30 protein-coding genes are annotated in these 26,311 nt (G+C 40.2%); 20 read left to right on the top strand and 10 right to left on the bottom strand.

The window, feature by feature from the left end; translation table 11 throughout:
* Positions 1–33: 33 nt before the first annotated feature.
* From ureG to AC1DIV_RS13345, 4 genes are all read left to right on the top strand, one after another.
* Positions 34–651, top strand: coding sequence for an urease accessory protein UreG (gene ureG / locus AC1DIV_RS13360; RefSeq protein WP_048687385.1), 618 nt, complete (start codon positions 34–36; stop codon positions 649–651).
* Complete coding sequence (locus AC1DIV_RS13355; RefSeq protein WP_340875164.1) at positions 648–1,463, top strand: urease accessory protein UreD; 816 nt, start codon at positions 648–650, stop codon at positions 1,461–1,463. Before ureG ends, AC1DIV_RS13355 begins: the two co-directional genes overlap by 4 nt.
* A 21-nt stretch (positions 1,464–1,484) precedes the next feature.
* Positions 1,485–2,129, top strand: a complete 645-nt coding sequence (locus AC1DIV_RS13350) for a sulfite exporter TauE/SafE family protein (protein WP_095392715.1) — start codon at positions 1,485–1,487, stop codon at positions 2,127–2,129.
* Positions 2,130–2,298: 169 nt separating this feature from the next.
* Entirely contained in the window at positions 2,299–2,694 is a 396-nt protein-coding gene (locus AC1DIV_RS13345) for a hypothetical protein (protein WP_323597920.1), read from the top strand.
* A 197-nt stretch (positions 2,695–2,891) separates the two neighbouring features.
* On the opposite strand, the gene AC1DIV_RS13340 is transcribed toward AC1DIV_RS13345, so the two are convergent.
* Positions 2,892–3,770, bottom strand: a complete 879-nt coding sequence (locus AC1DIV_RS13340) for a dimethylarginine dimethylaminohydrolase family protein (protein ID WP_340875173.1) — start codon at positions 3,768–3,770, stop codon at positions 2,892–2,894.
* A 533-nt stretch (positions 3,771–4,303) separates the two neighbouring features.
* On the opposite strand from AC1DIV_RS13340, the gene AC1DIV_RS13335 reads away from it, so the two are divergent.
* Together AC1DIV_RS13335 and AC1DIV_RS13330 are read left to right on the top strand one after the other, a co-directional pair.
* A complete protein-coding gene (locus AC1DIV_RS13335) occupies positions 4,304–5,920 on the top strand; it encodes a long-chain fatty acid--CoA ligase (RefSeq protein ID WP_340875175.1) in 1,617 nt (538 codons plus the stop codon).
* A gap of 93 nt (positions 5,921–6,013) precedes the next feature.
* Positions 6,014–6,811: an enoyl-CoA hydratase gene (locus AC1DIV_RS13330; RefSeq protein WP_133348856.1), complete on the top strand. Its 798-nt coding sequence runs from the start codon at positions 6,014–6,016 to the stop codon at positions 6,809–6,811.
* A gap of 98 nt (positions 6,812–6,909) precedes the next feature.
* Here the strand turns inward: AC1DIV_RS13330 and AC1DIV_RS13325 are convergent, their stop codons facing one another.
* The gene (locus AC1DIV_RS13325; RefSeq protein ID WP_048677954.1) at positions 6,910–7,098 is read right to left on the bottom strand and encodes a YhzD family protein; all 189 of its coding nucleotides are present in this window, start codon (positions 7,096–7,098) and stop codon (positions 6,910–6,912) included.
* 309 nt (positions 7,099–7,407) lie between these two features.
* On the opposite strand from AC1DIV_RS13325, the gene cysK reads away from it, so the two are divergent.
* From cysK to AC1DIV_RS13285, 8 genes are all read left to right on the top strand, one after another.
* Entirely contained in the window at positions 7,408–8,331 is a 924-nt protein-coding gene (cysK, locus tag AC1DIV_RS13320; protein WP_048677955.1) for a cysteine synthase A, read from the top strand.
* Positions 8,332–8,507: 176 nt separating this feature from the next.
* Complete coding sequence (locus AC1DIV_RS13315) at positions 8,508–9,710, top strand: metallophosphoesterase family protein (protein ID WP_340878464.1); 1,203 nt, start codon at positions 8,508–8,510, stop codon at positions 9,708–9,710.
* Between the two features lie 20 nt (positions 9,711–9,730).
* Positions 9,731–12,751 carry an ATP-binding protein gene (locus AC1DIV_RS13310; protein WP_340875184.1) on the top strand — a complete coding sequence of 1,007 codons (3,021 nt, stop codon included), beginning with the start codon at positions 9,731–9,733 and terminating at the stop codon, positions 12,749–12,751.
* Positions 12,752–12,786: 35 nt separating this feature from the next.
* Positions 12,787–13,200 (top strand): hypothetical protein, encoded by a 414-nt coding sequence (locus tag AC1DIV_RS13305; protein WP_318291125.1) that lies wholly within the window; start codon positions 12,787–12,789, stop codon positions 13,198–13,200.
* A 311-nt stretch (positions 13,201–13,511) separates the two neighbouring features.
* Complete coding sequence (locus AC1DIV_RS13300; protein ID WP_340875187.1) at positions 13,512–14,336, top strand: ABC transporter ATP-binding protein; 825 nt, start codon at positions 13,512–13,514, stop codon at positions 14,334–14,336.
* Positions 14,329–15,027: a (2Fe-2S)-binding protein gene (locus tag AC1DIV_RS13295; RefSeq protein WP_340875189.1), complete on the top strand. Its 699-nt coding sequence runs from the start codon at positions 14,329–14,331 to the stop codon at positions 15,025–15,027. The genes AC1DIV_RS13300 and AC1DIV_RS13295 overlap by 8 nt, the downstream gene beginning before the upstream one ends.
* A 178-nt stretch (positions 15,028–15,205) precedes the next feature.
* Entirely contained in the window at positions 15,206–16,144 is a 939-nt protein-coding gene (gene yhaM / locus AC1DIV_RS13290) for a 3'-5' exoribonuclease YhaM (protein WP_063591870.1), read from the top strand.
* A gap of 99 nt (positions 16,145–16,243) precedes the next feature.
* Positions 16,244–16,426 (top strand): sporulation YhaL family protein, encoded by a 183-nt coding sequence (locus tag AC1DIV_RS13285; RefSeq protein ID WP_053344914.1) that lies wholly within the window; start codon positions 16,244–16,246, stop codon positions 16,424–16,426.
* Positions 16,427–16,481: 55 nt separating this feature from the next.
* On the opposite strand, the gene AC1DIV_RS13280 is transcribed toward AC1DIV_RS13285, so the two are convergent.
* A complete protein-coding gene (locus AC1DIV_RS13280) occupies positions 16,482–17,348 on the bottom strand; it encodes a peptidylprolyl isomerase (protein WP_048677963.1) in 867 nt (288 codons plus the stop codon).
* Positions 17,349–17,547: 199 nt separating this feature from the next.
* On the opposite strand from AC1DIV_RS13280, the gene AC1DIV_RS13275 reads away from it, so the two are divergent.
* Positions 17,548–17,631 carry a YjcZ family sporulation protein gene (locus AC1DIV_RS13275; RefSeq protein ID WP_034314701.1) on the top strand — a complete coding sequence of 28 codons (84 nt, stop codon included), beginning with the start codon at positions 17,548–17,550 and terminating at the stop codon, positions 17,629–17,631.
* 185 nt (positions 17,632–17,816) lie between these two features.
* Positions 17,817–17,900 carry a YjcZ family sporulation protein gene (locus AC1DIV_RS13270; protein WP_034314699.1) on the top strand — a complete coding sequence of 28 codons (84 nt, stop codon included), beginning with the start codon at positions 17,817–17,819 and terminating at the stop codon, positions 17,898–17,900.
* A 111-nt stretch (positions 17,901–18,011) separates the two neighbouring features.
* On the opposite strand, the gene AC1DIV_RS13265 is transcribed toward AC1DIV_RS13270, so the two are convergent.
* Together AC1DIV_RS13265 and AC1DIV_RS13260 are read right to left on the bottom strand one after the other, a co-directional pair.
* On the bottom strand, positions 18,012–18,194 hold the full coding sequence (locus tag AC1DIV_RS13265; RefSeq protein WP_034314696.1) for a hypothetical protein: 183 nt from the start codon (positions 18,192–18,194) through the stop codon (positions 18,012–18,014).
* A 108-nt stretch (positions 18,195–18,302) separates the two neighbouring features.
* A complete protein-coding gene (locus AC1DIV_RS13260; RefSeq protein ID WP_477576571.1) occupies positions 18,303–18,689 on the bottom strand; it encodes a DUF3267 domain-containing protein in 387 nt (128 codons plus the stop codon).
* A 386-nt stretch (positions 18,690–19,075) separates the two neighbouring features.
* Here AC1DIV_RS13260 and AC1DIV_RS13255 point away from each other — a divergent pair, with 386 nt between their 5' ends.
* Positions 19,076–19,402 (top strand): DUF1878 family protein, encoded by a 327-nt coding sequence (locus AC1DIV_RS13255; RefSeq protein WP_340875192.1) that lies wholly within the window; start codon positions 19,076–19,078, stop codon positions 19,400–19,402.
* Positions 19,403–19,404: 2 nt separating this feature from the next.
* Here AC1DIV_RS13255 and AC1DIV_RS13250 read toward each other — a convergent pair whose 3' ends face one another.
* Positions 19,405–19,983, bottom strand: a complete 579-nt coding sequence (locus tag AC1DIV_RS13250) for an HTH-type transcriptional regulator Hpr (RefSeq protein WP_034314691.1) — start codon at positions 19,981–19,983, stop codon at positions 19,405–19,407.
* Between the two features lie 189 nt (positions 19,984–20,172).
* Positions 20,173–20,535, bottom strand: coding sequence for a YtxH domain-containing protein (locus AC1DIV_RS13245; RefSeq protein WP_048677965.1), 363 nt, complete (start codon positions 20,533–20,535; stop codon positions 20,173–20,175).
* Between the two features lie 286 nt (positions 20,536–20,821).
* On the opposite strand from AC1DIV_RS13245, the gene yhzF reads away from it, so the two are divergent.
* The gene (yhzF, locus tag AC1DIV_RS13240) at positions 20,822–21,025 is read left to right on the top strand and encodes a membrane protein YhzF (RefSeq protein WP_471806132.1); all 204 of its coding nucleotides are present in this window, start codon (positions 20,822–20,824) and stop codon (positions 21,023–21,025) included.
* A 99-nt stretch (positions 21,026–21,124) separates the two neighbouring features.
* Here the strand turns inward: yhzF and AC1DIV_RS13235 are convergent, their stop codons facing one another.
* The 3 genes from AC1DIV_RS13235 to AC1DIV_RS13225 all read right to left on the bottom strand — a co-directional run bounded on the left by AC1DIV_RS13235 (position 21,125) and on the right by AC1DIV_RS13225 (position 23,532).
* Positions 21,125–21,643: a tryptophan transporter gene (locus tag AC1DIV_RS13235; RefSeq protein WP_034314684.1), complete on the bottom strand. Its 519-nt coding sequence runs from the start codon at positions 21,641–21,643 to the stop codon at positions 21,125–21,127.
* 126 nt (positions 21,644–21,769) lie between these two features.
* Positions 21,770–22,873: a 3-phosphoserine/phosphohydroxythreonine transaminase gene (gene serC / locus AC1DIV_RS13230; protein WP_048677967.1), complete on the bottom strand. Its 1,104-nt coding sequence runs from the start codon at positions 22,871–22,873 to the stop codon at positions 21,770–21,772.
* 236 nt (positions 22,874–23,109) lie between these two features.
* Positions 23,110–23,532, bottom strand: a complete 423-nt coding sequence (locus tag AC1DIV_RS13225; protein WP_323597925.1) for an HIT family protein — start codon at positions 23,530–23,532, stop codon at positions 23,110–23,112.
* A gap of 659 nt (positions 23,533–24,191) precedes the next feature.
* Between AC1DIV_RS13225 and AC1DIV_RS13220 the strand changes: the two genes are divergently transcribed.
* Both AC1DIV_RS13220 and AC1DIV_RS13215 read left to right on the top strand, forming a co-directional pair.
* The gene (locus AC1DIV_RS13220) at positions 24,192–24,935 is read left to right on the top strand and encodes an ABC transporter ATP-binding protein (RefSeq protein ID WP_048677969.1); all 744 of its coding nucleotides are present in this window, start codon (positions 24,192–24,194) and stop codon (positions 24,933–24,935) included.
* Positions 24,928–26,136 carry an ABC transporter permease gene (locus AC1DIV_RS13215; protein WP_340875194.1) on the top strand — a complete coding sequence of 403 codons (1,209 nt, stop codon included), beginning with the start codon at positions 24,928–24,930 and terminating at the stop codon, positions 26,134–26,136. Before AC1DIV_RS13220 ends, AC1DIV_RS13215 begins: the two co-directional genes overlap by 8 nt.
* The last annotated feature ends 175 nt before the right edge of the window (positions 26,137–26,311 follow it).

Raw genomic sequence — 26,311 nt, 5'->3', positions numbered from 1 at the left:
CAGGTTTGCCTCATAGAGGTAAATCGATAATAGATGAAACAAGTAGTCAAAATAGGTGTAGGCGGCCCAGTTGGTGCCGGAAAAACAATGCTTGTCGAGAAGTTGACACGGGTAATGGAAAATGACTTCAGCATGGCAGTTGTAACGAATGATATATATACAAAAGAAGATGCGCTGTTTTTAATGAAAAATGGTGTACTTCCTGAAAATCGGATCATTGGTGTGGAAACCGGCGGCTGTCCTCATACAGCGATACGTGAGGACGCCTCGATGAATTTTGCAGCCATTGATGAGTTGATGGAACTCCATCCGGAACTGGATTTGATTTTTGTGGAGAGCGGCGGTGATAATTTAGCGGCGACCTTCAGCCCTGAACTCGTCGACTTTTCTATCTATATCATTGATGTCGCACAAGGGGAGAAAATCCCCCGGAAAGGTGGCCAGGGAATGATTAAATCGGATTTATTCATCATTAATAAAACGGACTTGGCCCCTTATGTAGGAGCAAGCCTGGAAGTGATGGAGAGGGATACATTAACGACCCGAGGGGATAAACCTTTCTTTTTTACTAACTTAAAAGACGAAAAGGGTTTGACTGATGTCGTGAACTGGATAAAGTCAGAGGCGTTTCTAGTAGGTCTTGAGCAGTGAGTTGGACAGGCAGCATTCGCTTAAAGGCGGAACTGAAAAATGCTCGAACGATAGTGAGTGATACTTATTATGACGGGGCATTCAAATTGTCCCGTCCTGTGTTTTTTGATGAACTTTCACCTACCTATTTTCTCATTCATGTTGGAGGCGGCTATGTAGGTGGTGACAAGTACCATCAGCTTTTTTGTTTGGAAGAAGGGGCTACAATAACATTGACGACGCAGTCTGCGACAAAGATATACAAAACGAGGGATGAGCCGGCAGTGCAGAAAACCGAGTTAGTTTTAAAAAAGGAAAGTTTCCTTACCTATGTGCAGGACCCTGTAATTGCCTATGAATCTGCTCGATATATTCAGGATACGACGATACATATGGAAAGCGGAGCGGGATTGTTGATGACTGATATATTTACACCAGGATGGTCAGAGAGTAGAGGGGCATTCACATATGATTGGATCCGCTCCAAAATGAACGTGTTTCAGGATGGTAAAAGGCTGTTGATGGACCACTTGTTTCTGAATCCTTCAGACGAGATGGACACTGTACTTTTATTGGAAGGATATAGTCATTTTGGCTCGCTATTATTGATAAATCAAGAGGTGGATGGGGAATTCATTACCGAACTCGATGAAATGCTTTCTCCATTAGGAAGCAATGTTAGAATAGGTTTTTCCCGGCTGCCAATACGTGGTTTGATGTTGCGGGTATTGGCAAATCAAACTCAACAGATAGAAAAGGCATTTTCAGTTTGTGAGGATCTCTTCCGAAGGAGGATCCTTCGGAAGGATCCAATTTTTTATCGTAAATATTAGTAAAGGGAAAGGCGATGTTTTATGGAAATGAGTTTATTGCTTGTTTTAGCGATTGGATTTGTATTAGGCATTAAGCATGCTCTGGAACCCGATCATATCATTGCCGTTTCTACGATTGCGAGCCAAAGCAAGAAAATATGGAAATCTTCACTTGCAGGCGTATTTTGGGGAATAGGGCATACACTTACTCTTTTGGTGTTCGGTGTAATCCTAATCCTTTTGAAAAACGAAATTCCGGAAGCTTGGGCAATGTCATTGGAATTTCTTGTGGGAATCATGCTGGTATATTTAGGTATCACGACGATTTTTTCTTGGAAGCAAACGAAGCAGCATGACCATACAGGCCGGGCTACATATCTGAAATCGATGTTAGTGGGAATTGTCCACGGACTTGCAGGCAGTGCTGCAATGGTCCTTCTTACTTTAAGTACGATAGATGCAGCGTGGCAGGGGGCAATCTACATTATCATATTTGGTGTAGGTACTTGTATAGGCATGCTTCTGTTCACTACGATTTTAAGCATCCCCTTTGTCACAAGCTCTTCCTCCAAAAAAGTCAATCACTTACTCATCCGATTGACAGGTGTGATAAGCACGCTTTTCGGAATCTATTATATGTACAATCTAGGCATCAACGAGGAATTATTTTCTGTATGGTTTGGTTGAATGCAGCACATATGCCCAAGGGATAAAGGTTCAAAAACCCTCATGTTATAAACTTGAGGGTTTTTTACTGTTGGTAATTCGACAAACATCCTATTACTCTTTTGCGTGGGCTAGTATAATGAAAAATATTGGATAATTAATCCATTGGGGTATAAGGAGATGACATGTCATGAAAAGGAAACCGCTCCTGGTTGGCCTTTGCTTATTATCAATAACGCTGGCTTCAGGTTGCACAACAAAGCAAGAACATATTTCCGTTCAAAAATATGAAGGTAAACACTACAAATTCGAAGCATATAAAGAAAAGATAGAATTGGGGAAAACAGAAAAAACCAAAGAAATAATAAAGAATGCCGATTGGGAAGAATTCGCGCTGGAGAAGGATCATCCTAAGGCGGACTTCATCTTTTATTTTAATGATCAGAAAAACGAAGGTGAAATTTCCGTATATTATGCCTGGGTTAATACGGATGAAAATATTGTAGAATTGACAAAGGATGAACATAGCCAGTATGTACAGTTAAATAGAAAGGATTCTGAAATTATATTAAGACTGCTTAATTGATGTATAGAAGAGATCCTTACTTTCAAAGACTTCCAGACAAGCATTTTTGAACTCTCATGTGCCCGACTATCATCAGAGTTATATAATGCAGCCAGCCTTTTAAGGGGTGGTCGCAAATTCCATTGAAAATTAATATTTGACAACAAAAAGGAGAAAGAAACCGGACTTCCATATTAGTCCGGTTTCTTTCATTCTGCTCAGGCTGAATCAGTCTTCTTTTTTGTTGTCCTCAATAGTGGCATGGTGCAACAACGGAAAGAGCCACCGGACTTGATGATTTCGCTTATATCGACTTCAATGACTTCATATCCGCGTTCACGAAGCTGACTATTTACCTGTTTATTACAGGGTAGACTGAATAATTTTTTATTCCCAATCGAAAGCACGTTGGTTCCTAAAGTGAATTGTTCTTCTTTCGTCACTTCAATCATGTCATAACGTGAAGCTAATATATCCATCTCTTTTTTTGTAAAGGACTCTGGAAAAATAAGCGCCTCTGTCGGTGATATGATATTGAAAACACAGTCTAAATGAAGGAATGTTTCAATGAAAGGAACCGCTATGACCTCGTATTCCGGTAATAAGGTTTGAAGATGCTTGACGGATGTTTCATCCGTTCTTTCACTGATTCCAATATAGATGGTTTTTCCGTCAATAAGGACATCCCCGCCCTCAATATGATTTTTGAGGAGGTTGAAATATGAAATACCATTCGTTTCGAGCCAGGATTTCAATATTTGTTCTTCACCCTGCCTGATACCTGTTGCCAACTCAGCTACGTAAACGGTTTCGCCAAGAGTGAAACCGATATCTCTCGTAAAGACTTGTTCCGGATATGTAAATTGAGGCGGAAGTTTTATGACTTCTATCCCTTCATGTTCTAGAGCTTTTGTAAATTGTGCGTGCTGCTCCAAGGCAAGCGCTTGATCGATATTTTCTTCTTGAAACTCTTTTTGTGTTTCGTTAATGATCTCCCGGATTTCCATATAATGAGGTTCACAGACGATTACCCGTGATAGCTTTGAATATTCACTCGCACAATAAGCTTCTAGTTCTTCGTTTATTTTATTTACCATAAATGAGCTCCCTCTAAATATAATTGTATCTTTACTATTTCCTCTTTTTTCTAGAAAGAAACATAAAAAATTGTCATGGAACTGCACCACTGGATTTAGATGGTTTAAAAAAACTTTTCACAATCTGCTCTTAATAAATGTTTCTGTTTGATTTCAGAAATCCGCTCCCTTTCCGCCGACTGTCTGCCAAGCCTCCTCGACGCAAGCGTTTGTGGGGTCTCGGCTAGCCAGTAATTCGGCAGGAGTGTCGCAAATTTCTTCCATCCATTAAGGATTACAGAAAAAAACGTGAAGAATAACCTAATCTAAAATTTTTTCGGAATGAGCCTACGTTTTTTCTTAAATTACATTCCAGTTGATTTCAGAAATCCGCTCCTTTTCAGAATCCGCTTTTTGTCGTCAAACTGATTTCAAAATATCATCAAATAAAGCAAGATTCAAAATAATCATAAAAGGTACCTAGGGAAAAAGGATTATTTTTTTTCTAGTCGAATATATAATGAGCATGCTTTTAATATAAGGGGGAGATTGTAATGATGGATACTCCATTGATCATGACTCAAATCATTGAGAGAGCTGAAAAATATTTTCCGAAGAAAGAGGTAGTTTCGCGTACGGATGGTGGCATTCACACATTTACTTATGCTGAGATTGCTGAGCGTACAAGAAGGCTGACCAGTAATCTTGAAAAATTCGGTATTCAAACAGGTGACCGTATTGGAACGCTTGCCTGGAACCATCATCGGCATTTAGAAGCTTATTTTGCGATCCCTTGTCATGGTGCTGTCTTACATACAATCAATATGCGTTTGTCCCCTCAACATGTTTCTTATATCGTCAATAGTGCGGGGGATCGATTATTATTGATAGATCCGGATGTCATCCCCCTTTTGGAAGCAATTAAAGATGAGTTAACGACAGTGGAAGGGTTTATCATTATGACGGATAAAGATGAGCTGCCTGAAACGACCCTTTCACCTGTTTATCATTATGAAAAATTATTAGCCGAAGGAAATCCGAAACAGCCATTCATCCAAACCTTGGATGAAAATGCACCTGCCGGCATATGTTATACGTCCGCCACGACCGGGAACCCCAAAGGTGTGGTTTATTCTCATCGCGGAATTTTACTGCATGCGATTGCACTGGGGCTTGCCGATTCTACAGCAATAAGCGAGCGTGATGTGGCCCTTCCTGTCGTGCCGATGTTTCACGTGAATGCCTGGGGCATGCCTTTTGCCAGTGTTTGGTTTGGAACGAAGATGGTTTTGCCAGGACCCTATTTCACCCCAAAGATTTTGGCGGAGCTTATAGAGACGGAGAAGGTTACTATCGCAGCAGGGGTTCCGACGATATGGCTGGGCTTATTGAAGGAGCTGGAAGAAGGCAGCCATGATACGAGCAGCATTCGTGCCGTTTTATGCGGAGGGTCGGCTGCTCCGAAAAGCATGATTAAAACCTTTGAACAAAAGTATGGGATACCATTCCTGCATGCATATGGAATGACTGAAACAAGCCCGCTCGTATTTATATCGAAACCCAAAAGCTATCAGGAAGACCTCCCTGAAGAAGAACTTTATGAGTTGAAGGCCAAGCAGGGCCTTGTTTCGCCAATGATAGAAATTAAAGTGATCGGTAAGGATGGCGAAGTGAAGCCTGATGGAAAAGAAATGGGAGAATTGCTGATTAGGGGTCCTTGGATTGCCAATGAGTATTTTAAGGATGAGCGGTCAGGGGATACGTTTAAAGATGGCTGGCTTTATACGGGGGATGTAGTCACGATTGATGAAGAAGGATTCGTGAAAATCGTCGACCGGACTAAAGATTTGATTAAAAGCGGCGGTGAATGGATTTCTTCCGTTGATATAGAGAATGCCTTAATGGCCCATGAAGGAATCTTTGAGGCGGCGGTAATCGCAGTGCCTCACGAAAAGTGGCAGGAACGGCCGATCGCCTGTGTTGTCCTGAAGGAGGCATACAAGGGGCAAGTGTCCCAGGAAGACATCATCGGATTTTTAAAACCGCAGTTTGCAAAATGGTGGCTGCCGGATGAAGTGGTCTTTTTGGATGAAATCCCGAAAACCGGCGTTGGGAAGTTTTTGAAAAGGGCATTGCGTGATCAGCTTCAGGATAAATATATCAATAAATAATGTAATATTTGTTTAATTATAACTTTTCACCCTATTCTCATAATGGTTGATGAATATATAATAGATTCATAGAACGAAAGAGGAGGAAATAAATTGAGTATTGAATCGACATCACCTGCAGGCACTGTTTTAGTCACATATTCGGACAGGACGGCCACTGTTGCAATGAACCGTCCGGAGGCAATGAATTCTCTAAATCCGAAAATGCTGCATGATTTCATTAATGCCCTGAAGGAAGTAAGCGAGAATGATGAAGTGGACGTCGTCATTTTAAAAGGGAATGGGAAAGCGTTTTCCGCTGGTGGTGACATTAAGATGATGCTCTCGCCTGGAAAAGAAAGCGCTTTCGATGAGCTGATGGATGGAATCAGTGAATTGGTGACCACCCTATACTTCATGCCTAAATTGACCATCAGTGCCATTCATGGTGCAGCTGCAGGGCTAGGGTTGAGTATAGCTCTTGCAACGGATCACCTTATTGCCGATTCGGAAAGTAAGGTTGCGATGAATTTCATCGGGATTGGATTAATCCCTGATGGCGGCGGACACTTCTTCCTTGAACGCCGTCTTGGTGAAGTGGGTGCAAAAGAATTGATCTGGGAAGGTAAAGTGCTTACAGCGCTTGAAGCAAAAGAAAAGGGCCTCATTCATGAAGTGGCAGACGGAACCTTGGAACATGCGGTAGAGAAAAAAGTGCAATCTTGGCTGCAAAGCCCGGTGCAGGCCATGATTAAAACGAAAAAGATCCTTAGTGAAAAAAATCGCCCACTATTAATTAAGATGCTAGAGATTGAAAAAGCTGCTCAGATGAAAATGCGCCAAACAGCGGACCACCAAGAGGGAATAAAAGCGTTCGTGGAAAAAAGGAAACCGAACTTCATTGGAAAATGAATAAGAAAGGCCGTCACTTTCCAGTGACGGCCTTTTTTTATATAAGGAAAGTATGGAAAACTCGATCATATTCTCAGTGATTGCGCTTCCATTTTCAATCAGCGATGAAAAAGCAATAAAGCGCCTGAAGGCGATGTACAGCGATGTGTTTGATCTTGATAGTTTTTTTCCTTCAATAGATTTTGTCCCAATTCTTTTGCTTGTTCATCATTCTCGGCTGTAAATGATTCATCCAATAGTTTTTCCCCTGACGGTTCAAAAACGGTTAATTTGTATATTCTGCTCATTTTCAAAACTCCCTTATCAAAAATGTTATCAACTGTTATAAAAATTTTATCATTATCTGTCAATTTTGACTATTGTTATGTGAGTGAATCTATTAAGACAAGGAATATTGATACATAGCTGAATATCTTGAAAAAGTAACTATATCGAACTAACTTCATCGTTTTTTTCCTTTAAGCTTGGAAAGAATGAAAACAAAACCTATTTATACTAGAGGAATTCTTTCTTTAAAATGAAAAATCATAAATGATATAATAAACTTGAGTAAAAGTGCATGTTGGAAGTGGATGGATCGAAGGGGGTTTTTTTGAATGACGGTAAAAATCGTTAATAATATCACTGAATTGATAGGAGATACACCTGTTGTTAGGATTAATCATTTAACAGCGGAGGGTGACGCTGAGGTATTCGTGAAACTTGAGTATTTCAATCCGAGCCGCAGTGTAAAAGATCGGGCTGCCTTCAACTTAATCAGGCAGGCAGAATTGGATGGTATCATTCAAGCCGGGGCTACGATCATAGAACCAACATCAGGGAATACAGGTATTGGGCTTGCCATGAATGCCGCGGCTAAGGGATATCGGGCGATTATGGTCATGCCGGATAATATGTCGAAAGAAAGAATCAATATCTTAAAGGCATACGGAGCGGAAGTTGTCCTCACCCCTGCATCAGAGCGGATGCCGGGAGCCATTCGTAAAGCCGAGGAGCTCGCCGCAGAGATTCCTAATAGCTTTATTCCGCAGCAATTCGAAAACCAAGCCAATCCTGATATTCACAGAGTGACGACAGCAGTCGAGATTCTGGATCAGATGGATGGAGACCTGGATGTTTTTGTCGCTACTGCTGGAACGGGAGGAACGATAACCGGTACAGGTGAAGCCTTGAAAGAACATCTGCCGGATTTAAGGGTTGTCGTTGTCGAGCCTAAGGGTTCCCCAGTCCTTTCGGGAGGAAAGCCTGGTCCCCACAAGTTAGTGGGTACGAGCCCTGGTTTTATCCCTGCCATCTTAAATACAGAGGTATTTGATGAAATCGTTCAAGCGGCTGATGAAGATGCGATTTCCACCATGAAGGATATGGCTTCGAAGGAAGGGATATTGATTGGGCCTTCAGGAGGTGCCTCTGTCTGGACTGCCCTGCAGGAAGCCCGGCGTCTTGGAAGTGGAAAACGAGTATTATGCATTGCACCGGATAATGGTGAACGCTATTTAAGTATGGATATCTTTAATTGATGAAAAAGACCGAATGCCGTGAATGAAACAATGTTCGCCATTCGGTCTTTTTCCTGTTGAATTTGCCCATACTGCATGATGACGTAATAAAAATAATGTATGGGAAAGTATGTTCTGTTCATGTTAAAATTGAATGTGAAATGTTGAAAGAAATCGAGGTGATACTTTTGAGCGGTGTGAAGTTCATTCATGCGGCGGATCTCCATCTGGATAGTCCCTTTTCAGGGTTGAAGGATATGCCGTCATCTATATTAAAGGAATTAAGGGAAAGCCCGTTTAAAGCTTTTCAAACTATCATTAATGAAGCAATTTCCCGTCAGGTTGACTTTATCGTGTTATCGGGGGATCTATTTGATGGGGAAAATCGGAGTCTCCGGACACAGGTCCGCTTTCGGACCGAAATGGAAAAGCTCCAGCAGCATCAAATCCCTGCCTATATCATTCATGGTAACCATGATCACCTCAGCGGCTCATGGATTACTGTGGAGCTGCCGGATAATGTCCACGTATTTTCAGGGCAAACCGGAGTGAAACGGTTTGAAAAAATCGATGGGACGACTGTCCATCTTTATGGATTCAGTTATCCACGCCGTCAAGTAAGGGAGAGAATGATCGAAACCTACATAAAAGCTGAAGGGGCCGATTATCATATAGGTTTGCTTCATGGGAATTTGGAAGGCAATTCCGAACATAGCCCGTACGCCCCTTTTTCATTGAAGGAACTTGCTGCCAAAGATTTCGATTACTGGGCATTAGGCCATATTCATAAACATCAGGTTGTTTCGGAAGATCCGCTTGTGATATACCCAGGAAATATTCAAGGCAGGAACAGAAAGGAGTCAGGCGTTAAAGGGTGCATGCTTATAGAATTCGATGGGGACATGAAGCGCCATTCTTTTATTGAAACCTCTGAGGTGATATGGGAAAGCGAAACAATTGAACGATCCGCAGAAGGTGGATTTGATGCACTGTTCAAGCAATGCAAGGAAGTAATTGAACGGAAGGGTTTCGATGGGAGAAGCTTTCTTTTGGAGTTGAAGCTGGATGCAGGTGATGCAGCAGGAGCTTCCGGGGAATATCTTGAAGAATTGACCCGGATTTTGCAGGAGGAGGACCAAGAGGAATCATTTGTCTGGGTGTATAAAATCAAACTCATCCAGTCCATTCCTATGAATAGGTCAAATGAAAGTATATCGCCATTTCTGGCTGAGGTATCCAGGCTTGCTTCTGAATTTGATGATACGGAGGCTGCTCTTGCCCCGCTTTACATTCATCCGGGAGCAAGAAGGTTTCTCGATTCAATAGAGCCGGAAGAGCAGATCGAACTGTTGGATGAAGCGGAAAGATGGCTTTTGCACATTTTTGAAGCGAATAAATGAGTGTAGGAGGAGGAACGGATTTGATTATTAAAGACCTCCATGTTTATGGTTACGGCAAACTGGAAAATCAGCGTTTTCCTGAATTGGGACAGCTGCAGATTTTCTTTGGGGAAAATGAATCGGGCAAGTCAACCATCATGTCCTTCATTCATAGTATGCTATTTGGTTTTCCGACAAAGGTTCAAAACGAACCGCGTTACGAGCCCAAAATGCATGCCAAATATGGGGGAAGGCTCAGCCTTATAACAAAAAAAGACGGGGAAATCGTTATTGAACGTGTGAAGGGAAAAGCTACTGGCGATGTGAAATTGACCTTCGAGGATGGAAGGGTCGGCGGCGAGGAAGAATTGAATGAGATTCTTCATGGCGTTGATAAAAACTATTACCAAGCCATTTTTTCTTTCGACCTTCAAGGCCTGCAGGGATTACATTCACTAAGTGAAGGTACGATGAGTAAATATCTGCTTTCAGCCGGGCTGATCGGGAATGATAAACTTCTTGAAGCCGAAACGAAATTGCAAAAAGAGCTCGATTCAAGGTTCAAGCCATCAGGCCAAAAACCATTGCTGAATGTGAAATTGAAAGAACTTAAGGAATTGCAGAAAAAGGTGAAAGCATCAGAAGAAGAACAGCAGTCATATACGGCATTACTTCAGGAAGAAGCAAAACTTAAGGAGGAGCTCTCTAAAGTCACGGAAGATATTCAAGAGATTGAAGAAAACCTTGTTAACGTGGATACATTTTTGCGAATTAAACCCTTGGTTGAAGAACAGGGGGAGCTAGAGGCTGAAATAAGTAAAATTCCGGAAGTGAGTTTTCCTGTTGATGGCTTAAAAAGACTTGAACAGCTACAGGCAGTTGGAATGCCCATGAAAGCCCAACTTGCGGCATTGACTGAGAAAAAGGACAAACTTGAGGGAAAACTCACGGAAATCGAAATCAATCCATTCATCAAGGAGCATAAAGAGCAAATTGAACATGCAATCGATCAAGGAACATTGCTGGAGAAGCTCGAGCTGGATATGAAAAAAGCGGAACACGAAAGGCTGTTGGAAGAAAAGAATATCGAAAAGGTGAAGCAGGAATTATTCTTGGATGTTTCTGATGAGGAAATAAGAAAACTGGATATCAGTACATTCATGAAGGAAAAGGTGAAAAGGGCCGAAAGGGAAAAGCATCAGCTCCAAAATGATAAAAAACAGCTCGATGAGAAATATGAACTGCAAAAGGGAAGTCTGGAAACGACAGAAGCCCGCTTGAAGGAGATAAAGGCCCAGTTACTGCCAGATGAAAAAAGAATCGAGCTGGAGTCCTTATACAACAAGCAGAATAACATCGAATTTGAAGCAGCACAATCCCTTATTCTTGATGAACAAATACTTGAACTTGAAAAGCAATTGGGATTACAGAGGAAGAAGGAAGCGGATAATCGCAAACGTTCACATATCATGAATGGCAGTTTAATAATGCTCCTATGTTTAGGTGCAATCGGGAGTTATTTCAGTGAACAGATTTTGTTGGGTGTGATACTTCTAGCCGTAGCTGTTCTGTTTGCGGTTTCCAGGTATCTCTTTAAAGGTGATGATATATCGTCCGGGTATATCAGGCAATTGGATGAGATGAAAAGGAAAAGGGCTGCAATTGGGAGTGAAACCAATAAAGGGAGTGAAGGAGAATCGATGGGGCGGCTGCTTGAACTGGACCAACGTCTCCAAAGGCGCTTTGAAAGTGAAAGTTTCAAATATGAAGAAAGGGAGGAAGCGTTTGAATCGACGATTCAGGAGTATGCCGATTGGGAAGCTAGCAGGGACCGGTTGGATAAAGAATTGAGGAACATCTTAAGCGGTTGGGGTCTGTCTTATCCCGGAATGGAAATCAATCTTGAATCTGTATTTGAACTTCTTGAGAAATGGAAGGAAGCCGTTGATAGGAAATATGAAACAATCAAGAGGCATGATTTTCTCCGGGCAGAATTTGAGGGTAAATCAAAGGCTTTATTTCATTTTGCAAATAGCCTTGATTTTGAACCTTCCACATGGAGGGAAGCGATTGGCCAATTGAAACGGGAGTTGAATAAAGCGGTTGAATTCTCCGTTCAGTTAACGCAATGGATGCAGGAAAGAAGCCGTTTGACGAACGAAATCGAGCAGCTGACGATGGAAAATGGCTATCTTGATGCAGAAATGGAAATGCTTTTTAAGTTAGCGAAGGTTAAGGACGAGGAAGAATTCAGGCATGTTGCTGCATTGTCCGAAAAGAAAATCACCTTACAAAAGCAGCTTGATTTGATTACCATTCAAATTGGGCAATCCAGAATGCTGCCTGATCAAATCCAATCTTATTTAAAACAGGGGACCAATACTTATACATTTGAGAATTTAGAACAGAAACGGAAGGATTCCGTAAAGGCGAAATCCCTTTCATTAGAGAAGCGGGCGGATACGAAGCATAAGATAAAACAGCTTGAAGTTTCAGGGATTTATGATGATTTACTTCATCGTTTTCATGAAGAAAAAGCTGCTTTTAACGAAGAGGCGAAGGAATGGGCGAAATTGGCAATAGCCAAAAGCTTATTGAATAAAACATTGGACCGATATAAAAGGGAGCGCCTGCCGAAGGTGATCGCTGATGCCGAGCGGCATTTTTCCTTTTTAACGAATGGAAGCTACCGGAAAATCATCCTTGATCAGTCGGGAGAAGGGATTCTGGTACAGCGCAGTGATGGTTTGAGTTTCAGGGTTGAAGAGGTCAGCCGCGGGACAGCTGAGCAAATTTATGTTTCCTTAAGGCTCGCACTTGCTGATCATACTTTTGAAAATGATTCATTCCCTCTCATCATTGATGATAGTTTCGTCAATTTTGATGCGGAGAGGACAAAACGGATGCTTGAGTTATTGAAAAAAGTTTCGGAAAAGCGGCAAATCTTATTTTTTACATGCCACCGATATATAATGGAGTACTTTAGTGAAAATCAAGTGATTCGTCTATCCAGCCCCGTATTGCGCCAAAATATGAATGATTTGATCATCCCCGAAATATAATGGGTCTTAAACTATAGATAAAGAGAGTGAAGTCATTGAATAGGAATGAGTTTGTAAGCCGCCATGATTCTTCTTTGGAGTTAATCATCGAAAAGGAGTTTCCTGGCAAACGATGTGTTGGGGGAAAATATTCTGCCATAGGTCATAGCATCACTTTATATGAGAGAGATATTGAAATTCAGTGTGAACGCTCCCTAGGCTCGCTTGCAAGGCTTGAGGAATATACATGGGTGATTCTCACACATGAGATGGGGCACGCATTAGACCCTGATCTTGCTGTGCTTAGTGAGGAGCTGCACCGTACAGGAAAATCAGAAATCCTTTATCAAATAGAGGTCAATGCATGGAATATTGCAGAAGGATTAATTCCTTTTATCGATCAGGATTTATTTACCTTCATTAGGGATGAATCCTTGGAACATTGTACAAATCGCCTGCTTGTCGGTTAACAGGCTCTCCATATGGAGGGCTTTTTTTATTTTCCGCTAAATGGAGTTTGGAAATTCCGATAGTAATTCGCAAAGGGGGAGAATGGACTATCGTTCGGAAGCTGCAGGCAGTGATAAATGAAAGTATAATGTGCTTTTTTTTAGATTAATGTTTCCAAAGGAAGCTTCATATCTTTAAAGGAGCAATCACTTTAATGATTCATTTAAGAGGAACGGGACATGGAGTTTTTGGTTTATATTCCTTTTTAAGATTGACAGTGAGAATCATTTTCATTAAACTGGTATTATTAGACTAAAAGGGGAGTATTTTAATGCGACCAGCTATTAACACTCAGTCTTTATCGCTCGGTTATGGTGATAAATTAATAATAAATGATATGAATATAGAAATACCCAAAGGGGAGATCACCGTATTCATCGGTGCTAATGGATGTGGAAAATCAACACTTCTAAGGTCTGTAGCCCGATTGTTAAAACCTCAATCCGGCTCGGTCATGCTCGAAGGCAAAGCGATTTCAACCATGTCATCGAAGGATGTAGCGAGAAAGATGGCGATTCTTCCGCAATCCCCGGTTGCTCCTGAAGGGCTTACCGTCTATCAACTTGTTAAACAAGGAAGATATCCTTATCAAAGTTGGTTGAAACAGTGGAGTTCCGTGGATGAAGAAAAAGTTCAAAAGGCGATTGAAGCAACGAATCTGACCGATTTAAAGGATCAGGCAGTCGATGAATTATCGGGAGGGCAGAAGCAACGGGCATGGATAGCCATGACGCTTGCTCAGGATACGGATGTCATATTGTTGGATGAACCGACTACATATCTTGATATGACCCATCAAATCGAGATTTTGGACTTATTGTTCGACTTGAATGAGTTTGAGAACCGAACGATCGTGATGGTGCTTCATGATTTGAATTTAGCTTGCCGTTATGCGGATAATCTGGTGGCACTTAAAAATGGGGCGATACATGCTCAAGGACGGCCAGAGGATATCATCACGCCTGAATTGGTACAGCAGGTATTCAGCATGGAATGTCAAATATCCTTTGATCCAATTTTCGGCAGTCCCATGTGCGTCCCGTTTGGTAAAGGGCGCTACGCACAAACTCAGATAAAAGCGCTGGCCAATGCATAACCTTACACCATCCATTGAAAAAGAACTTCAGGGATACCGGATATCCTTTCGAGATGAAGCCAAAGTTTCCAAGACCTTCAATCATGCTGATGAGCTTATTCAGTATGCACAAGCCCGGACTGGGGCGGAAACGTCAAGGATAGCCATTTCAATGTGGTTCAGACGCTATGCTTTTTTTGTCACGGCACAATTGTACATGTTAAGTAAACATCGGCTTATCTGGGAAGGCACACTTCAGGACTTTGGTGTTTTGGATGATCCGGAAGATGAGCATTGGCTCCCGAATTTTTTGCTGAAAACCAACAGTTGGAGCAATGTCACGGAAAAGGAAAGCCCTTCTGCCCTCCATTCCATATTGAACAGCTTTGGTGCTGATGCCATTCGCTTCTTTTCCGGAACTGCTAAAATATCGAAACTAGTACTTTGGGAAAATATTTGGAGCTATACGGTATGGATGTATAGTGAGTTATTGAAGCAAACTGATATAAAGACGCGAGTTGAAAAGGACATTGAAATGCTTCTTGACGATGAAGTATGGCTGAATATTGAAACGCGTTCCCCCTTTAAACGATTCATTGGGGAAAAAAGTGTTCCGGAGTCCATGAACCCTTATAAACGGGTGACATGCTGTTTATATTACCGAATTGATGGCCAGGAGAAGTGCGCGTATTGTCCGAACAAAAACTGTTGAAATAGATTTGATTGGAGAGCCAGGCTTGGGATTAAGCCTGGTTTTCTTGTGGAGTGATAAGAGACGGCAAAGCTTTAGCTTTTCCTGTCCAATGTCTATCACTTATTAACGAAAACTAAACGCACTAACAAGATTGGTATGTTATAATGTTGATATTTAATTGAACGGAGGCAGTCGCATGGGAAATGGGATCATACACTACGGAATTGGTGAAGTAGTAGATATATATATGTACATTAAAACGAGTACAAAAGCGGTGGCAAGTAATGGAAAGCCGTTTTTAACATTGATATTGTGCGATAAAACCGGGGAGATAGAGGCAAAGCTATGGGATGTTTCCGAGGCTGATGAGAAAACATACTGTGCGGAAGCAACAGTGAAAGTTCAGGGGGAAGTCCAGAATTATCGAGGACGCAGCCAATTGAAAATCCGTAATATTAGAATTACTTCAGATACTGATGGTGTCACGAAAGCCGATTTAATTCAAACGGCTCCTTTAAGTCAGGAAGAAATGATGGAAACCATCACTCAATACATTTTTGAAATGAGGAATCCGAATATCCAAAGGGTGACTAGGCATCTCATTAAAAAATATCAGAATGAATTCCTGACGTTCCCTGCTGCCACCAAGAACCATCATGAGTATATGTCGGGACTGGCCTATCACGTTGTATCGATGCTAGGGCTGGCTAAGGCCATTTCAACCCTATATCCTTCCCTCAATAAGGATCTTTTGTATGCAGGGGTCATTCTGCATGACCTTGGAAAGGTGCATGAGTTATCTGGACCTGTTTCGACTGTTTATACAGTGGAAGGGAACTTGTTGGGGCATATCACCATCATGGTGAATGAAGTCGGTAAAGCTGCAGAGGAATTGGGCATTGAAGCGGAAGAAATCATGATTCTCAAGCACTTGATATTAAGCCACCATGGTAAAGCTGAGTGGGGCAGTCCCAAGCCGCCAATGGTTAGGGAAGCGGAAGTGCTGCATTATATTGATAATATGGATGCCAAGATAAATATGATGGACCGCGCCTTGGAAAAAGTGAAGCCGGGTGAATTTACGGAAAGAGTCTTCGCGCTCGATAATCGTTCATTCTATAAACCGACATTTTAATGAAATATGCTTCTTTCTCGATGGAGAAAGAGGCATATTTTTTTTGTTCGTGCATATTCTCTAGTAAATGAATAGTAGATTTTTTGGGAGGGAATGGACATGCCAATTTGGATCTGGTTCGTGTTTATTGGAATAATTGTCAGTGCAGTCATGTCAATTTGGACAGCTAGGCAGGAACGCCTCATAGATGATGCTTGGATTGAAAAGGAAGGTCAGAAATACATTGAACGCATGGAAGAAGAGCGTGAGAGGCGTAAAAAGGATATAAATCAGGGAGCATAGCCCGAATGATGAAAAAAAAGCGACAGGTAAAGTCCTGTCGCTTTTTACTATTCAATTATTTTTCAGCATTGGCTGCGTCACCAGAAGTGATGGCATCTTTTAAATCTTTGTCTTTAATCTTCACGTCCGCTTTTTTGACTTCAGAATTCAGAATGTCCTGAACTTTAGTTTGGTCAATTTGAGCGACTTTCAAATCATATTCAAGATCTTTTTTCATATCTTCGTATGATTCTTTTTCTTTTGTATCAAGAAGTTGGATGATGTGGTAGCCATAATCGGATTTAATCGGCTTGCTGATTTCATCTTTCTTCATTTTGTAAGCTTGCTCTTCAAATGCAGGTACCATTTCACCTTGTCCGAACCAGCCTAGCTCCCCGCCTTTTTCAGCTGTGCCTGTGTCCGTTGAATATTCTTTGGCAAGTTTGGCAAAGTCTTCACCTTTGTCCAATTTAGCTTTAACTTCATTGGCCGTTTTTTCGTCTTCCACGAGAATATGTCTCGCTTTGATTTGTGGTTTATAGTCTTCATAAGCTTTTTTCACATCAGCTTCTTTAACTTTTATATCGGCAACGGCTGCTTTTTCTTGAAGCATGCCAATTTTAAGTGCACGTTTAAGATCAGCTTCGCTCTTATATCCGGAAGAGGCCAGGGCCGTTTCGAAATTTTCACCCATTTGCGCTTTAAGTTCGTCCGTTTTAGCTTTAACTTCTTTATCCGTTACTGTATATTTTTCAGAAAGAACTTTTTCATAAACAAGTTCTTGAAGAACGGTTTCACCATAACGATCTTTCATTACATTGTAAAATTCTTCTTTGGTTATATCCCCCGCTTTAGTTTCCACGACTGCTTCCTTGTCGCTGTTGCATGCTGTAAGTCCGATCAGCCCTGCAGTAACAGCAATCGATAATGCCCACTTCTTCATAAAAACAACTCCTAGTTATAAGTTTCTGGTTTGCTATTTTTTCGTATTTCCACAAAATTAACTATAACATATTCTGGTTACTTTACAAAAAATATTATATTGGTGCTTGAATAAGATTTTTTGAAAAATGGGTGTACGCCTACCCGGATATTAATCCATTACATATGATAAATCGAGGACAACAAAAGGGGGTAGCATAATGGGTAATGGATTTAACGGAGGCTTCGCTTTGTTAGTGGTGTTATTCATTTTATTAATAATTGTAGGAGCAGCCTATTGCTAATCGGCTGCAAAATTACTAATGGAAAGAGCCCACTCCTTTTGCCATGGAGTTGAATAGGATAGGGTAGCCGCTCAACAAAAAAGATTTAAGTGATTTTCAAGCTATGAAAGGAATGGATTCCTTTTGGCGGATAGAAGAGTGTGCATTAAATTATTATTACTTAAGAATGGAAAGGAGGAAGATCAATGTCTGGAGGAATAGGTGGAGGCTTTGCTCTAATTGTCGTTCTTTTCATCCTGTTAGTCATCATTGGAGCTTCTTGGTTATAAACTCATAAACAAAAGGCGAAGCTTTTGCTTCGCCCTTTTTCTTTATGTGGATAATGCTCCGGGTATCACCAATGTATGTAACAAATGATGGACATCATTTGTTGCTCATCTCTACGTATACAAAATTTCAATATAGGAGGATAATAACATAATAGTAATTAATACATTAATGGTCCTGAATACTTTAGGCTGCCGGTCTTCAGCAATTTCCTTTTGAATGCATAAAGAGTTTGTCATTCTATTAATATTATAAAGGATCAAAATAGCAAAAATAATAAACCAGAACGAGATCAAAACCTAAAATCCCTCCTTGCAAAACATCATGTATAAATACGATACCAAATTATAATGAAAAAAGATACCTAAAAATCTTAGCAGTCATCATTATGAATGAATAAGAAATCACTTTTGAATAAGTATATCGTATCCTTCGAGATGTTCCTCGATAAAAGAATGCCTTGGGGAACCAACAAGGTTTTTTATATAAATAAAATCCGATACGCATAAGCCGGTGTGCAGGGATAATAAAATAGTGAAATAATGGATGTAATGCGGAAAACTAAGGGCACAACTAATCAATGTGACTGACATAATGACGAAAGGCAACATAAGGGTCAAGAGATAAAGATGCTTTCGAATCGGATCATGCACATTGACTCTGCATGTTAACACCAGGTTCCACTTCAAGGACCATGAAGTTTTCACTTTTTTACATAATAATCGTAAAGGTAAATAGTGTAATAGTTTGTGAACAGGATATAATAAGAGCAATAGGCTAAAAAATACCATTGTTTGATCGCCATACAAAATAACATGGGTTGAAAAGACACTTAATAATGTATAGATCAGAACAAAAGACATCAATATAGTAAAAACTGAAAAAAAGAGCAGACGGCAATTCCCATATTGTTTTGCCACGTCAATTGTTTTCCACGAATTCATTTCGAAATCAGCCCTCCAAAGCTGTTGAATATACTTACATACATTACGATGAATGGGTGGAAAAAGCAATGGAATTCTTGGATTATGTTTAAGATAAAATCACTTTGGTGAGTAAGCATGCTATGGGCGTTTAAGGCAGGTTTTGAAATGGGGATCAGGCGGATTACCGAGTGTGGAAAATCAAAAATTGGTTATAAGTCTTTTATGTTAAATTGAATGGGGATTAGTGATGTATGAAAAATATAAATGAAGAAATGGAAATACTCCGTTTTCATCAACGGCTTTTATTAAACCTTATATGCAATCCGGAGGCCAAGTTGGACTATCTATTTGTGGAAAAAAATTTCACGAAGAAGGAAGCGGAAGAATTATTGGAAGCATGTGATATCTTGAGCAAACGCTATGAAATAGAAAAAGCGGAAGGGTATATGAACTTTCGACCGCTTTTTAATCAATTTGAAAGAAAGGTTAATCCAAAAATAACTACAAAGGAATGCATTGATGCATGCATCTCACAAGGTTTATATGTATCATTCATGAAGGAAATGGATAGAGTATGAGATTAAACTGGCTCAGTTTCTTTCTCTATCTTTTTTTTTGTGATTTTACCCTCCACGTCCGTAAACTCCTGATCGATGTTATCGAAGGATCGTTCAAAGATTTGCATGAAGTCTTCACCGTATATATTTCGGATGATGGCCATCATTTCAATCATATCCGGAAACTTGCCATAAAGCTCACGCAATGGAAGTGCACCCGAGAAAGCGGAGTTCTTACTTGGGTCGTATGTCTCCATTAAATCAAGTAGAATTTTTTCACCTTCCGCTGTGATCTCTATATACGTATTCCTTTTGTCATTTTCCTTTTTTGAAAATGTTAAGTATCCGCGTTCCTCTAATTTTTTTGAAAAGTTAAATGCGGTAGAAACATGCATGACCCCAAATTTCGCAACATCTGAAATGGAAGAGCCATTAAGATGGTAGGCAATCCATAGAATATGGTGCTCATTGATGTTTAAATCATAGGGCTTGATCCATTGCTGCCAATCTTTTTCAATCGATTTCCATAATGCTTTGCTTAATTGTGCAATTCGTTGACTAAAAATCATTGCTTCTTTCATAGAATAATTTTTATTCTGCATATTATGGGCTCACCTACTTATAAGATTCTATATATTTATTATGACAATAAAATAAAAATTAATAAAGATAAATATTTGCAAAATTTTTAGAAAATTTTAGTTTTTTAATGAATTCTCCATTCTTCTCCAATAAACCATGTAATTTATTGGGAAAAATGGAGAATCAAGCTTATGTGACGATGTCAGCTATTAATTTTTAGAAGTAGGGGCGGCCGCTTCCAATTCTTTCAATGAATTTTCAATTTCCTGAACGTTCTTCAATAATTCATTCTTATTGGGTTCGATTTCCCGCTTCCAGTTCTCGATGACGACCTGAACATCCGAAATGAATGTTTTTACCGTTTCTTTACTGATTTGTGAAGCTTCCATCGTGTCATCTTTAATATTCTGCATTTTTACCTTTAATTCATCAATTGTAGTCTTAATTTCGTCGGTATTCGTCTTGATGCGGGTCCGTAGGTCTTTACCTGAACTTGGTGTCGAAAGTAAGGTTGCCGCACCAGCTACTACTGTTCCGGTCAAAAAGCCAATTAGTAATGATTTTGCTTTCATTAGGATCACCTCATTTTATAATATGTTTTCGCTTTCCATGGTCTGAATCCCTGCTGCATCAATTGGAAATTATGATAAATAGGGAGAGAAATACTATTGATATCAAAATACCATAATTTTCATCCTTATGGAAGAGAATCGACCATTTTATCTTTATATCACAAAAATATTTTTTTAAACTTAGAGAGCCAATATATAATATTTAAAAATAACTTGAAGCTTTAATAATAATGCTTCATATAAAGGGAAGAGCGGCATATAGATAATAAAAACAAGCTGTCGGAACATGGATGGCACTGGTGGGTTAATAATGAAAATCATTTTTTTATTAGGCCTGGTATGCCTGTGCGGGATGGGTTATTTTCTAAGGCAAGCAAAAACTCCTGGCATCTATCCGCCTAGGAGGGTGCTCCAGGCTAGAGCCTTCGCTATGGGTCTCCCCGGGGTTTTACTGCTTTTCATTTGGTTTATGTGGATGTTGATTCATTGATCATTGGAGGGTGATTCTGACTAGAATTCCAGATTCATATGATTGGAAAAAAAAGCACCGGACATTCCGGTGCTTTTTTAGGTATGATGATCCTGCTGCTTAAGCATTAATGGGTATATTTGATTTTCTTACGATGCCGTTCACAATTGGATAAATGATGACCATCGCAACTGTATTTAACAATACGGCAGGAAGCACAACAGCGCCGAAAAGTGCAACGAAAGGCCCTGGAAGGGAAACGATATAATAAGCCGAACCAAGGAAGACAGCGCCGGAAATCAATGTTCCAACGGCAGTCAAGATACTAACGGTGACAACGGATGTTGAAAACTTCTTTAGACTGATGAATAAAAGGTAAAACAGAAAGGCTGTTGCCAATTTGTCTATGATATTTGGGATCTGTCCTGCTGGAAATGTAGTTGTCATGGCAGAGATGGCTCCTGCTGCCAGGGCGACAATGAATACATTCTTCTTAGCGGGAAACAGGGTTATCGCCAAAAACATCATCAACAGCATCATATCCGGTTTCATTCCAAGGAAGAATCCAGGTACGATAAAATGCAGGGCAGCCCCAATCCCGATTAATAGGGACAGTGACACAAGGGTTTTCGTTTTCATTTACTCATCTCTCCTATTCTCATCTCAACTAACAGCTTTTCTTCAACAATGCACTATTGCCTGTTGCAAGAAGTTTAAAATAGTATATCATAAGACCTATTTTTTTAGAAGTTATATTTGTTTGAATTAAAGAGTTTGAGCTTCCTTCGCTTTATACGATTCCTGGAATTTCTTCATGAAATCAGCAAGGTCCTGGCAATGGGATAGAGGGACCGCATTATAGATGGATGCTCTGCAGCCGCCGATGGAACGGTGACCGTTCAGTCCTACGAATCCGGCTTCCTTCACTTCTTTAAGGAATTGCACTTCAGCTTCTTCAGACGGAAGCGTGAACGTTACGTTCATTAATGAACGGCTGTCCGGTAGGGCATGGCCTTTATAAAAACCATCACTGCCGTCGATGGCATCGTAAATGACTTTTGCTTTTTCTTCGTTGATTTCAGCAATCTTTTCTACTCCGCCCTGATCTTTTGCCCAATCCAACACAAGGGACAATAAGTAAATGGCCAATGTCGGAGGAGTGTTGTATAAAGAATTATTTTTCGAATGGATTGAATAGTTCATCATGGATGGGATTTTGTCATTATCCGTTATTAAATCTTTACGGATGATAACGACTGTGATTCCCGACGGACCTAGATTCTTTTGTGCTCCAGCATAGATGATGCCGAATTTACTAATATCAATCTTTTTGCTGAGAATATCACTCGACATATCGGCTACTAGAGGAATGTTGCCTGTTTCCGGGAAATCCTTCCACTGTGTTCCGTAAATCGTATTATTACTTGTGATATGAAGATAGGCAGCATCGTCATTCAATTTGATATCTTCCACTTTAGGGATGAACGTATATTTTTCATCTTTGGATGAAGCGACTACGGCCGTTTCACCAACCTTTTTGGCTTCTTTTAATGCTTTTTCCGACCAAGAACCAGTGAGGACATAATCTGCCCTTTTTCCATCTTTCAAAATGTTCATGGGAATCATGGAAAATTGTAGACTTGCCCCTCCTTGCAGCAGGAGAACTTCATAATTTTCAGGAATTTCCATAAGATCTTTTAATGATTGAATGGCATGGTTATGAATTTTTTCGAATTCGGAACTTCTATGGCTTAATTCCATGACTGACATACCGGAATCCTCAATATTCAACCACTCGTTTTGGGCTCTTTGTAAAACTTCTAAAGGAAGGGCGGCTGGCCCAGCGTTAAAATTGCGTGCACGTTTCAATTTTTTTCCTCCTATGCGACTATGTGATAAAGTATTTGAGACTATTCATATATCCTACCAGAAAACTAAATTCAATAGGAGGAAAATTTAGAATTTTAAGTGACAATTCGTTTTAATGATAGGCCAAAGTAAAAAGGTCCTGCACTTTAAAGTGAGGACCAACTCGGAATCATTGTTTTTGATGCAACCAGCGTTTAGTCAGGAGAAAGAAACCTTCTTCACAGGCTAATGCGGTCTCATTTTATATGCTGTGCAATGGAGTCAGCAATTTGTTTCAGGTCATCCGGTGTATAGTCGCTGGTATTGGTTTTCCAAACTGCACCAAAGCCGTCACCTTCCCCATGCCGAGGAATTAAATGCATATGAAAATGGAAAACGGACTGCCCTGCAGCTTCACCGTTATTATTTAAAAGGTTCAGGCCTACCGGTTGGAATTCCTGCTTCATGGCGCGGGCAATTTCCGGCACCACTTCAAAAAGGTTCTGGGCAATCTCAGGTGTCAACTCATAAAGATTTTCCTTATGTACTTTAGGTATTACCAGAGTATGGCCTTTCGTTACTTGACTGATATCGAGAAAGGCCAAAACATGTTCATTTTCGAAAACTTTACTACTTGGAATTTCCCCATCGATTATTTTGCAAAAAATGCAATCACTCATGAATAACGCTCCTTTAAAAGTTAATGTATTTGGTTAATCGTACCATAGCTTGAATCCTTGAGAAAAGGAAAAATATAAAAACAGGATGCAACATTAAGTTGCACCCTGCCTGTCGAAAAAGGGGGTTTTGCTTCAAAATTCGCATTAGCATAAATTCTCTGCGACAAACACCTCATCTACATTGTAGTAAAATATGGTTATTATCTAAATAGAGATTTTCCATTCAAAGCAACCATCTCCTATATCTTTAAAGTTTCATCAACTTTTAAAGCATAATTGATAATTATTGAATGATTTTTCTGCTTTTACGTGCAAGAGAACCATCTCCTTGCTCGAAACGATTTTTGTTATGAAGCTTATGGTTTAATTCAGTTTATACGTCTTTAACTGACACCTCATTTACAATATGATGTAAATCATTTGTAATAAACCTAATGGGTATTTCAGTATAATACGTCTTTAACTGACACCTCATTTACAATATGATGTGAATCACACGTAATGACTAACCCCTTCTTCCTTATTTATGATGACCATCATGCAGCAAAAATATAATTAGTTATTTATGGAAATTTAGTTCCGGGAACACTCGACTATATAAAAGCAGGAGAATTTGATAAAATGGAAATAAGAACCTCTATATAGAAAGGATCGTTTATATGTCCTTATTGGAAATAAAGCAGCTAGTGGGCGGATACACGAAAACGCCCGTTTTAAAAGGAATAAGTTTTGACATTCAGCCAAATGAGCTCGTTGGGTTAATTGGGCTTAACGGGGCTGGGAAAAGTACGACGATTAAACATATCATCGGACTCATGGAGCCGAAAGGCGGAAGCGTCTCGATTCATGGTAAAACACTAGCTCAGGACCCGGATACATATCGAAAACAATTCACTTATGTTCCAGAAACGCCCATTTTGTATGATGAGCTTACACTTGAGGAGCATTTAAAGCTTACAGCCATGGCACATGGTTTGGCGGAAGCCACATTTAAAGAGAGGATGGACGTTCTGTTAAAGGAATTCCATATGGAGAAAAGGCTTAAATGGTTCCCGGCCCATTTTTCAAAGGGAATGAAGCAAAAGGTCATGATAATGTGCGCCTTTTTAGTACAGCCGTCTTTATATATCGTCGATGAACCCTTCGTAGGTCTTGATCCACTAGGCATTCAATCCCTGCTTGATTTGATGAGGAAGATGAAAGAGAGCGGAGCGGGAATTTTAATGTCTACACACATTCTGGCGACAGCCGAGAGGTATTGTGATTCTTTCATCATACTGCATAATGGAGAGATTCGGGCGAAAGGCAATCTTGAGCAGCTTCGTGAACAATTTTCCATGCCAGGGGCAACTCTGGACGATTTATATATCCAATTGACGAAAGAAGAAATCGGTCATGAATAGTCAAAATCTCTGGAAGGAAAGATATTTAGGCTATATAAATGAAACGCAAAAATATCTTCGTTATATTTTTAATGGCCATCTTGTTTTTGTCATGGTATTGGTTCTTGGTGGGTTGGCTTATTATTACAGTGATTGGGTGAAGACGTTAAACAGTGATTTCCCTGCTGCATTGATCATGGCCTTTGTTTTATCGATCATTGTAACCAGAAGCCCGATAAATACTTTCTTGAAAGAACCCGATACGGTATTCCTGCTTCCGCTTGAAACGAAGTTGAGAAGTTATTTCAAGAATTCATTGATAATAAGCTGGGTCATGCAGGGCTTTATTCTTCTGGTTGTCCTGATTGCATCGATACCGATGTATTCGAAGGTTACGGGTGCAGGAGGTAAGGACCTTGGGATCATCCTGGCCGTTTTGCTTATTTTGAAGTTTTTGAATTTGACCATGCGCTGGCTGGTATTGAAATATCAGGATACATCTGTGAGCCATTGGGACTCTCTCATCCGCTTTTTACTTAATGGTGTGATTCTTTATTTCATCTGTTCAAGGGCAAATATACTGTTTGCACTTATAACCTTCTTATTATTGTTAGCACTTTACATGTATTACCGAAGCGCGACTAAAGGTTTCGTGCTGAAGTGGGAACGGCTGGTGGAACTGGAAAACAAACGGATGAATTCTTTCTATCGAATAGCGAACATGTTTACTGATGTTCCTCATTTGAAAGGGAAGGTAGCGAGAAGGAAATGGATGGACTGGCTATTAGCACTCATTCCGTATGGTGATAAATCAACTTATACCTATCTTTACGCTCGTACCCTTCTGCGATCCAATGATTATGTGGGACTTTGTTTTCGTTTAACGATCATGGGATCCGTGATTTTAAGTGTATTCACTAACATATTTGCACATTTGATTGTTACGTTCATGTTCTTATTCATGACAGCCCTGCAACTGCTGCCGGTTTGGAAGGCACATGAGTGGAAAGTATGGGTCTCATTGTATCCATTGCCAGCAAAAATGAGAGAATCTGCAGTCATAAAACTAATTTCCTATTTCCTATTATTTGAGGACCTTGTCTTCAGTTTGGTCCTGCTAGTGAAAGGGGAATGGATGTCCGCTTTAGCCGCCTTGGCAATGGGGCTTGTTTTCATATTCGGTTTTAAAATTTATGCAACAAAGAAAATAAAAAACTTTTAAGCAGAAGCTGATTTTTCATAAAATCAGCTTTTTCTTGTGTGCCAGGCATGGCATCTATCTAGGTGGTGAAAGTCCACTGTGGGGGTACACATCGACCAACCACTAAGGAAGCGCAAGGTACTTATCGTGAGGTAAGGGCTGGAGGAAGCGTGGAATAAAATCTTGGCTCGACGCG

The organism is Peribacillus sp. 05N428 (assembly GCF_056397085.1).
This window is presented reverse-complemented; position numbering and strand designations above follow the sequence as displayed.

Excerpts from the sequence above, each read along its gene's own strand:
- ureG (WP_048687385.1), top strand. The coding sequence starts at position 34 with ATGAAACAAGTAGTCAAAATAGGTGTAGGCGGCCCAGTTGGTGCCGGA.
- cysK (WP_048677955.1), top strand. The coding sequence starts at position 7,408 with ATGACGGTAAAAATCGTTAATAATATCACTGAATTGATAGGAGATACA.
- AC1DIV_RS13245 (WP_048677965.1), bottom strand. The coding sequence starts at position 20,535 with ATGAAAGCAAAATCATTACTAATTGGCTTTTTGACCGGAACAGTAGTA.
- AC1DIV_RS13275 (WP_034314701.1), top strand. The coding sequence starts at position 17,548 with ATGGGTAATGGATTTAACGGAGGCTTCGCTTTGTTAGTGGTGTTATTC.
- AC1DIV_RS13300 (WP_340875187.1), top strand. The coding sequence starts at position 13,512 with ATGCGACCAGCTATTAACACTCAGTCTTTATCGCTCGGTTATGGTGAT.
- AC1DIV_RS13345 (WP_323597920.1), top strand. The coding sequence starts at position 2,299 with ATGAAAAGGAAACCGCTCCTGGTTGGCCTTTGCTTATTATCAATAACG.
- yhzF (WP_471806132.1), top strand. The coding sequence starts at position 20,822 with ATGGATGGCACTGGTGGGTTAATAATGAAAATCATTTTTTTATTAGGC.
- AC1DIV_RS13350 (WP_095392715.1), top strand. The coding sequence starts at position 1,485 with ATGGAAATGAGTTTATTGCTTGTTTTAGCGATTGGATTTGTATTAGGC.
- AC1DIV_RS13225 (WP_323597925.1), bottom strand. The coding sequence starts at position 23,532 with ATGAGTGATTGCATTTTTTGCAAAATAATCGATGGGGAAATTCCAAGT.
- AC1DIV_RS13215 (WP_340875194.1), top strand. The coding sequence starts at position 24,928 with ATGAATAGTCAAAATCTCTGGAAGGAAAGATATTTAGGCTATATAAAT.
- AC1DIV_RS13295 (WP_340875189.1), top strand. The coding sequence starts at position 14,329 with ATGCATAACCTTACACCATCCATTGAAAAAGAACTTCAGGGATACCGG.
- AC1DIV_RS13270 (WP_034314699.1), top strand. The coding sequence starts at position 17,817 with ATGTCTGGAGGAATAGGTGGAGGCTTTGCTCTAATTGTCGTTCTTTTC.
- yhaM (WP_063591870.1), top strand. The coding sequence starts at position 15,206 with ATGGGAAATGGGATCATACACTACGGAATTGGTGAAGTAGTAGATATA.
- AC1DIV_RS13280 (WP_048677963.1), bottom strand. The coding sequence starts at position 17,348 with ATGAAGAAGTGGGCATTATCGATTGCTGTTACTGCAGGGCTGATCGGA.
- AC1DIV_RS13220 (WP_048677969.1), top strand. The coding sequence starts at position 24,192 with ATGTCCTTATTGGAAATAAAGCAGCTAGTGGGCGGATACACGAAAACG.
- AC1DIV_RS13255 (WP_340875192.1), top strand. The coding sequence starts at position 19,076 with ATGAAAAATATAAATGAAGAAATGGAAATACTCCGTTTTCATCAACGG.
- AC1DIV_RS13335 (WP_340875175.1), top strand. The coding sequence starts at position 4,304 with ATGATGGATACTCCATTGATCATGACTCAAATCATTGAGAGAGCTGAA.
- AC1DIV_RS13250 (WP_034314691.1), bottom strand. The coding sequence starts at position 19,983 with ATGCAGAATAAAAATTATTCTATGAAAGAAGCAATGATTTTTAGTCAA.
- AC1DIV_RS13260 (WP_477576571.1), bottom strand. The coding sequence starts at position 18,689 with ATGGTATTTTTTAGCCTATTGCTCTTATTATATCCTGTTCACAAACTA.
- AC1DIV_RS13235 (WP_034314684.1), bottom strand. The coding sequence starts at position 21,643 with ATGAAAACGAAAACCCTTGTGTCACTGTCCCTATTAATCGGGATTGGG.
- AC1DIV_RS13285 (WP_053344914.1), top strand. The coding sequence starts at position 16,244 with ATGCCAATTTGGATCTGGTTCGTGTTTATTGGAATAATTGTCAGTGCA.
- AC1DIV_RS13340 (WP_340875173.1), bottom strand. The coding sequence starts at position 3,770 with ATGGTAAATAAAATAAACGAAGAACTAGAAGCTTATTGTGCGAGTGAA.
- AC1DIV_RS13325 (WP_048677954.1), bottom strand. The coding sequence starts at position 7,098 with ATGAGCAGAATATACAAATTAACCGTTTTTGAACCGTCAGGGGAAAAA.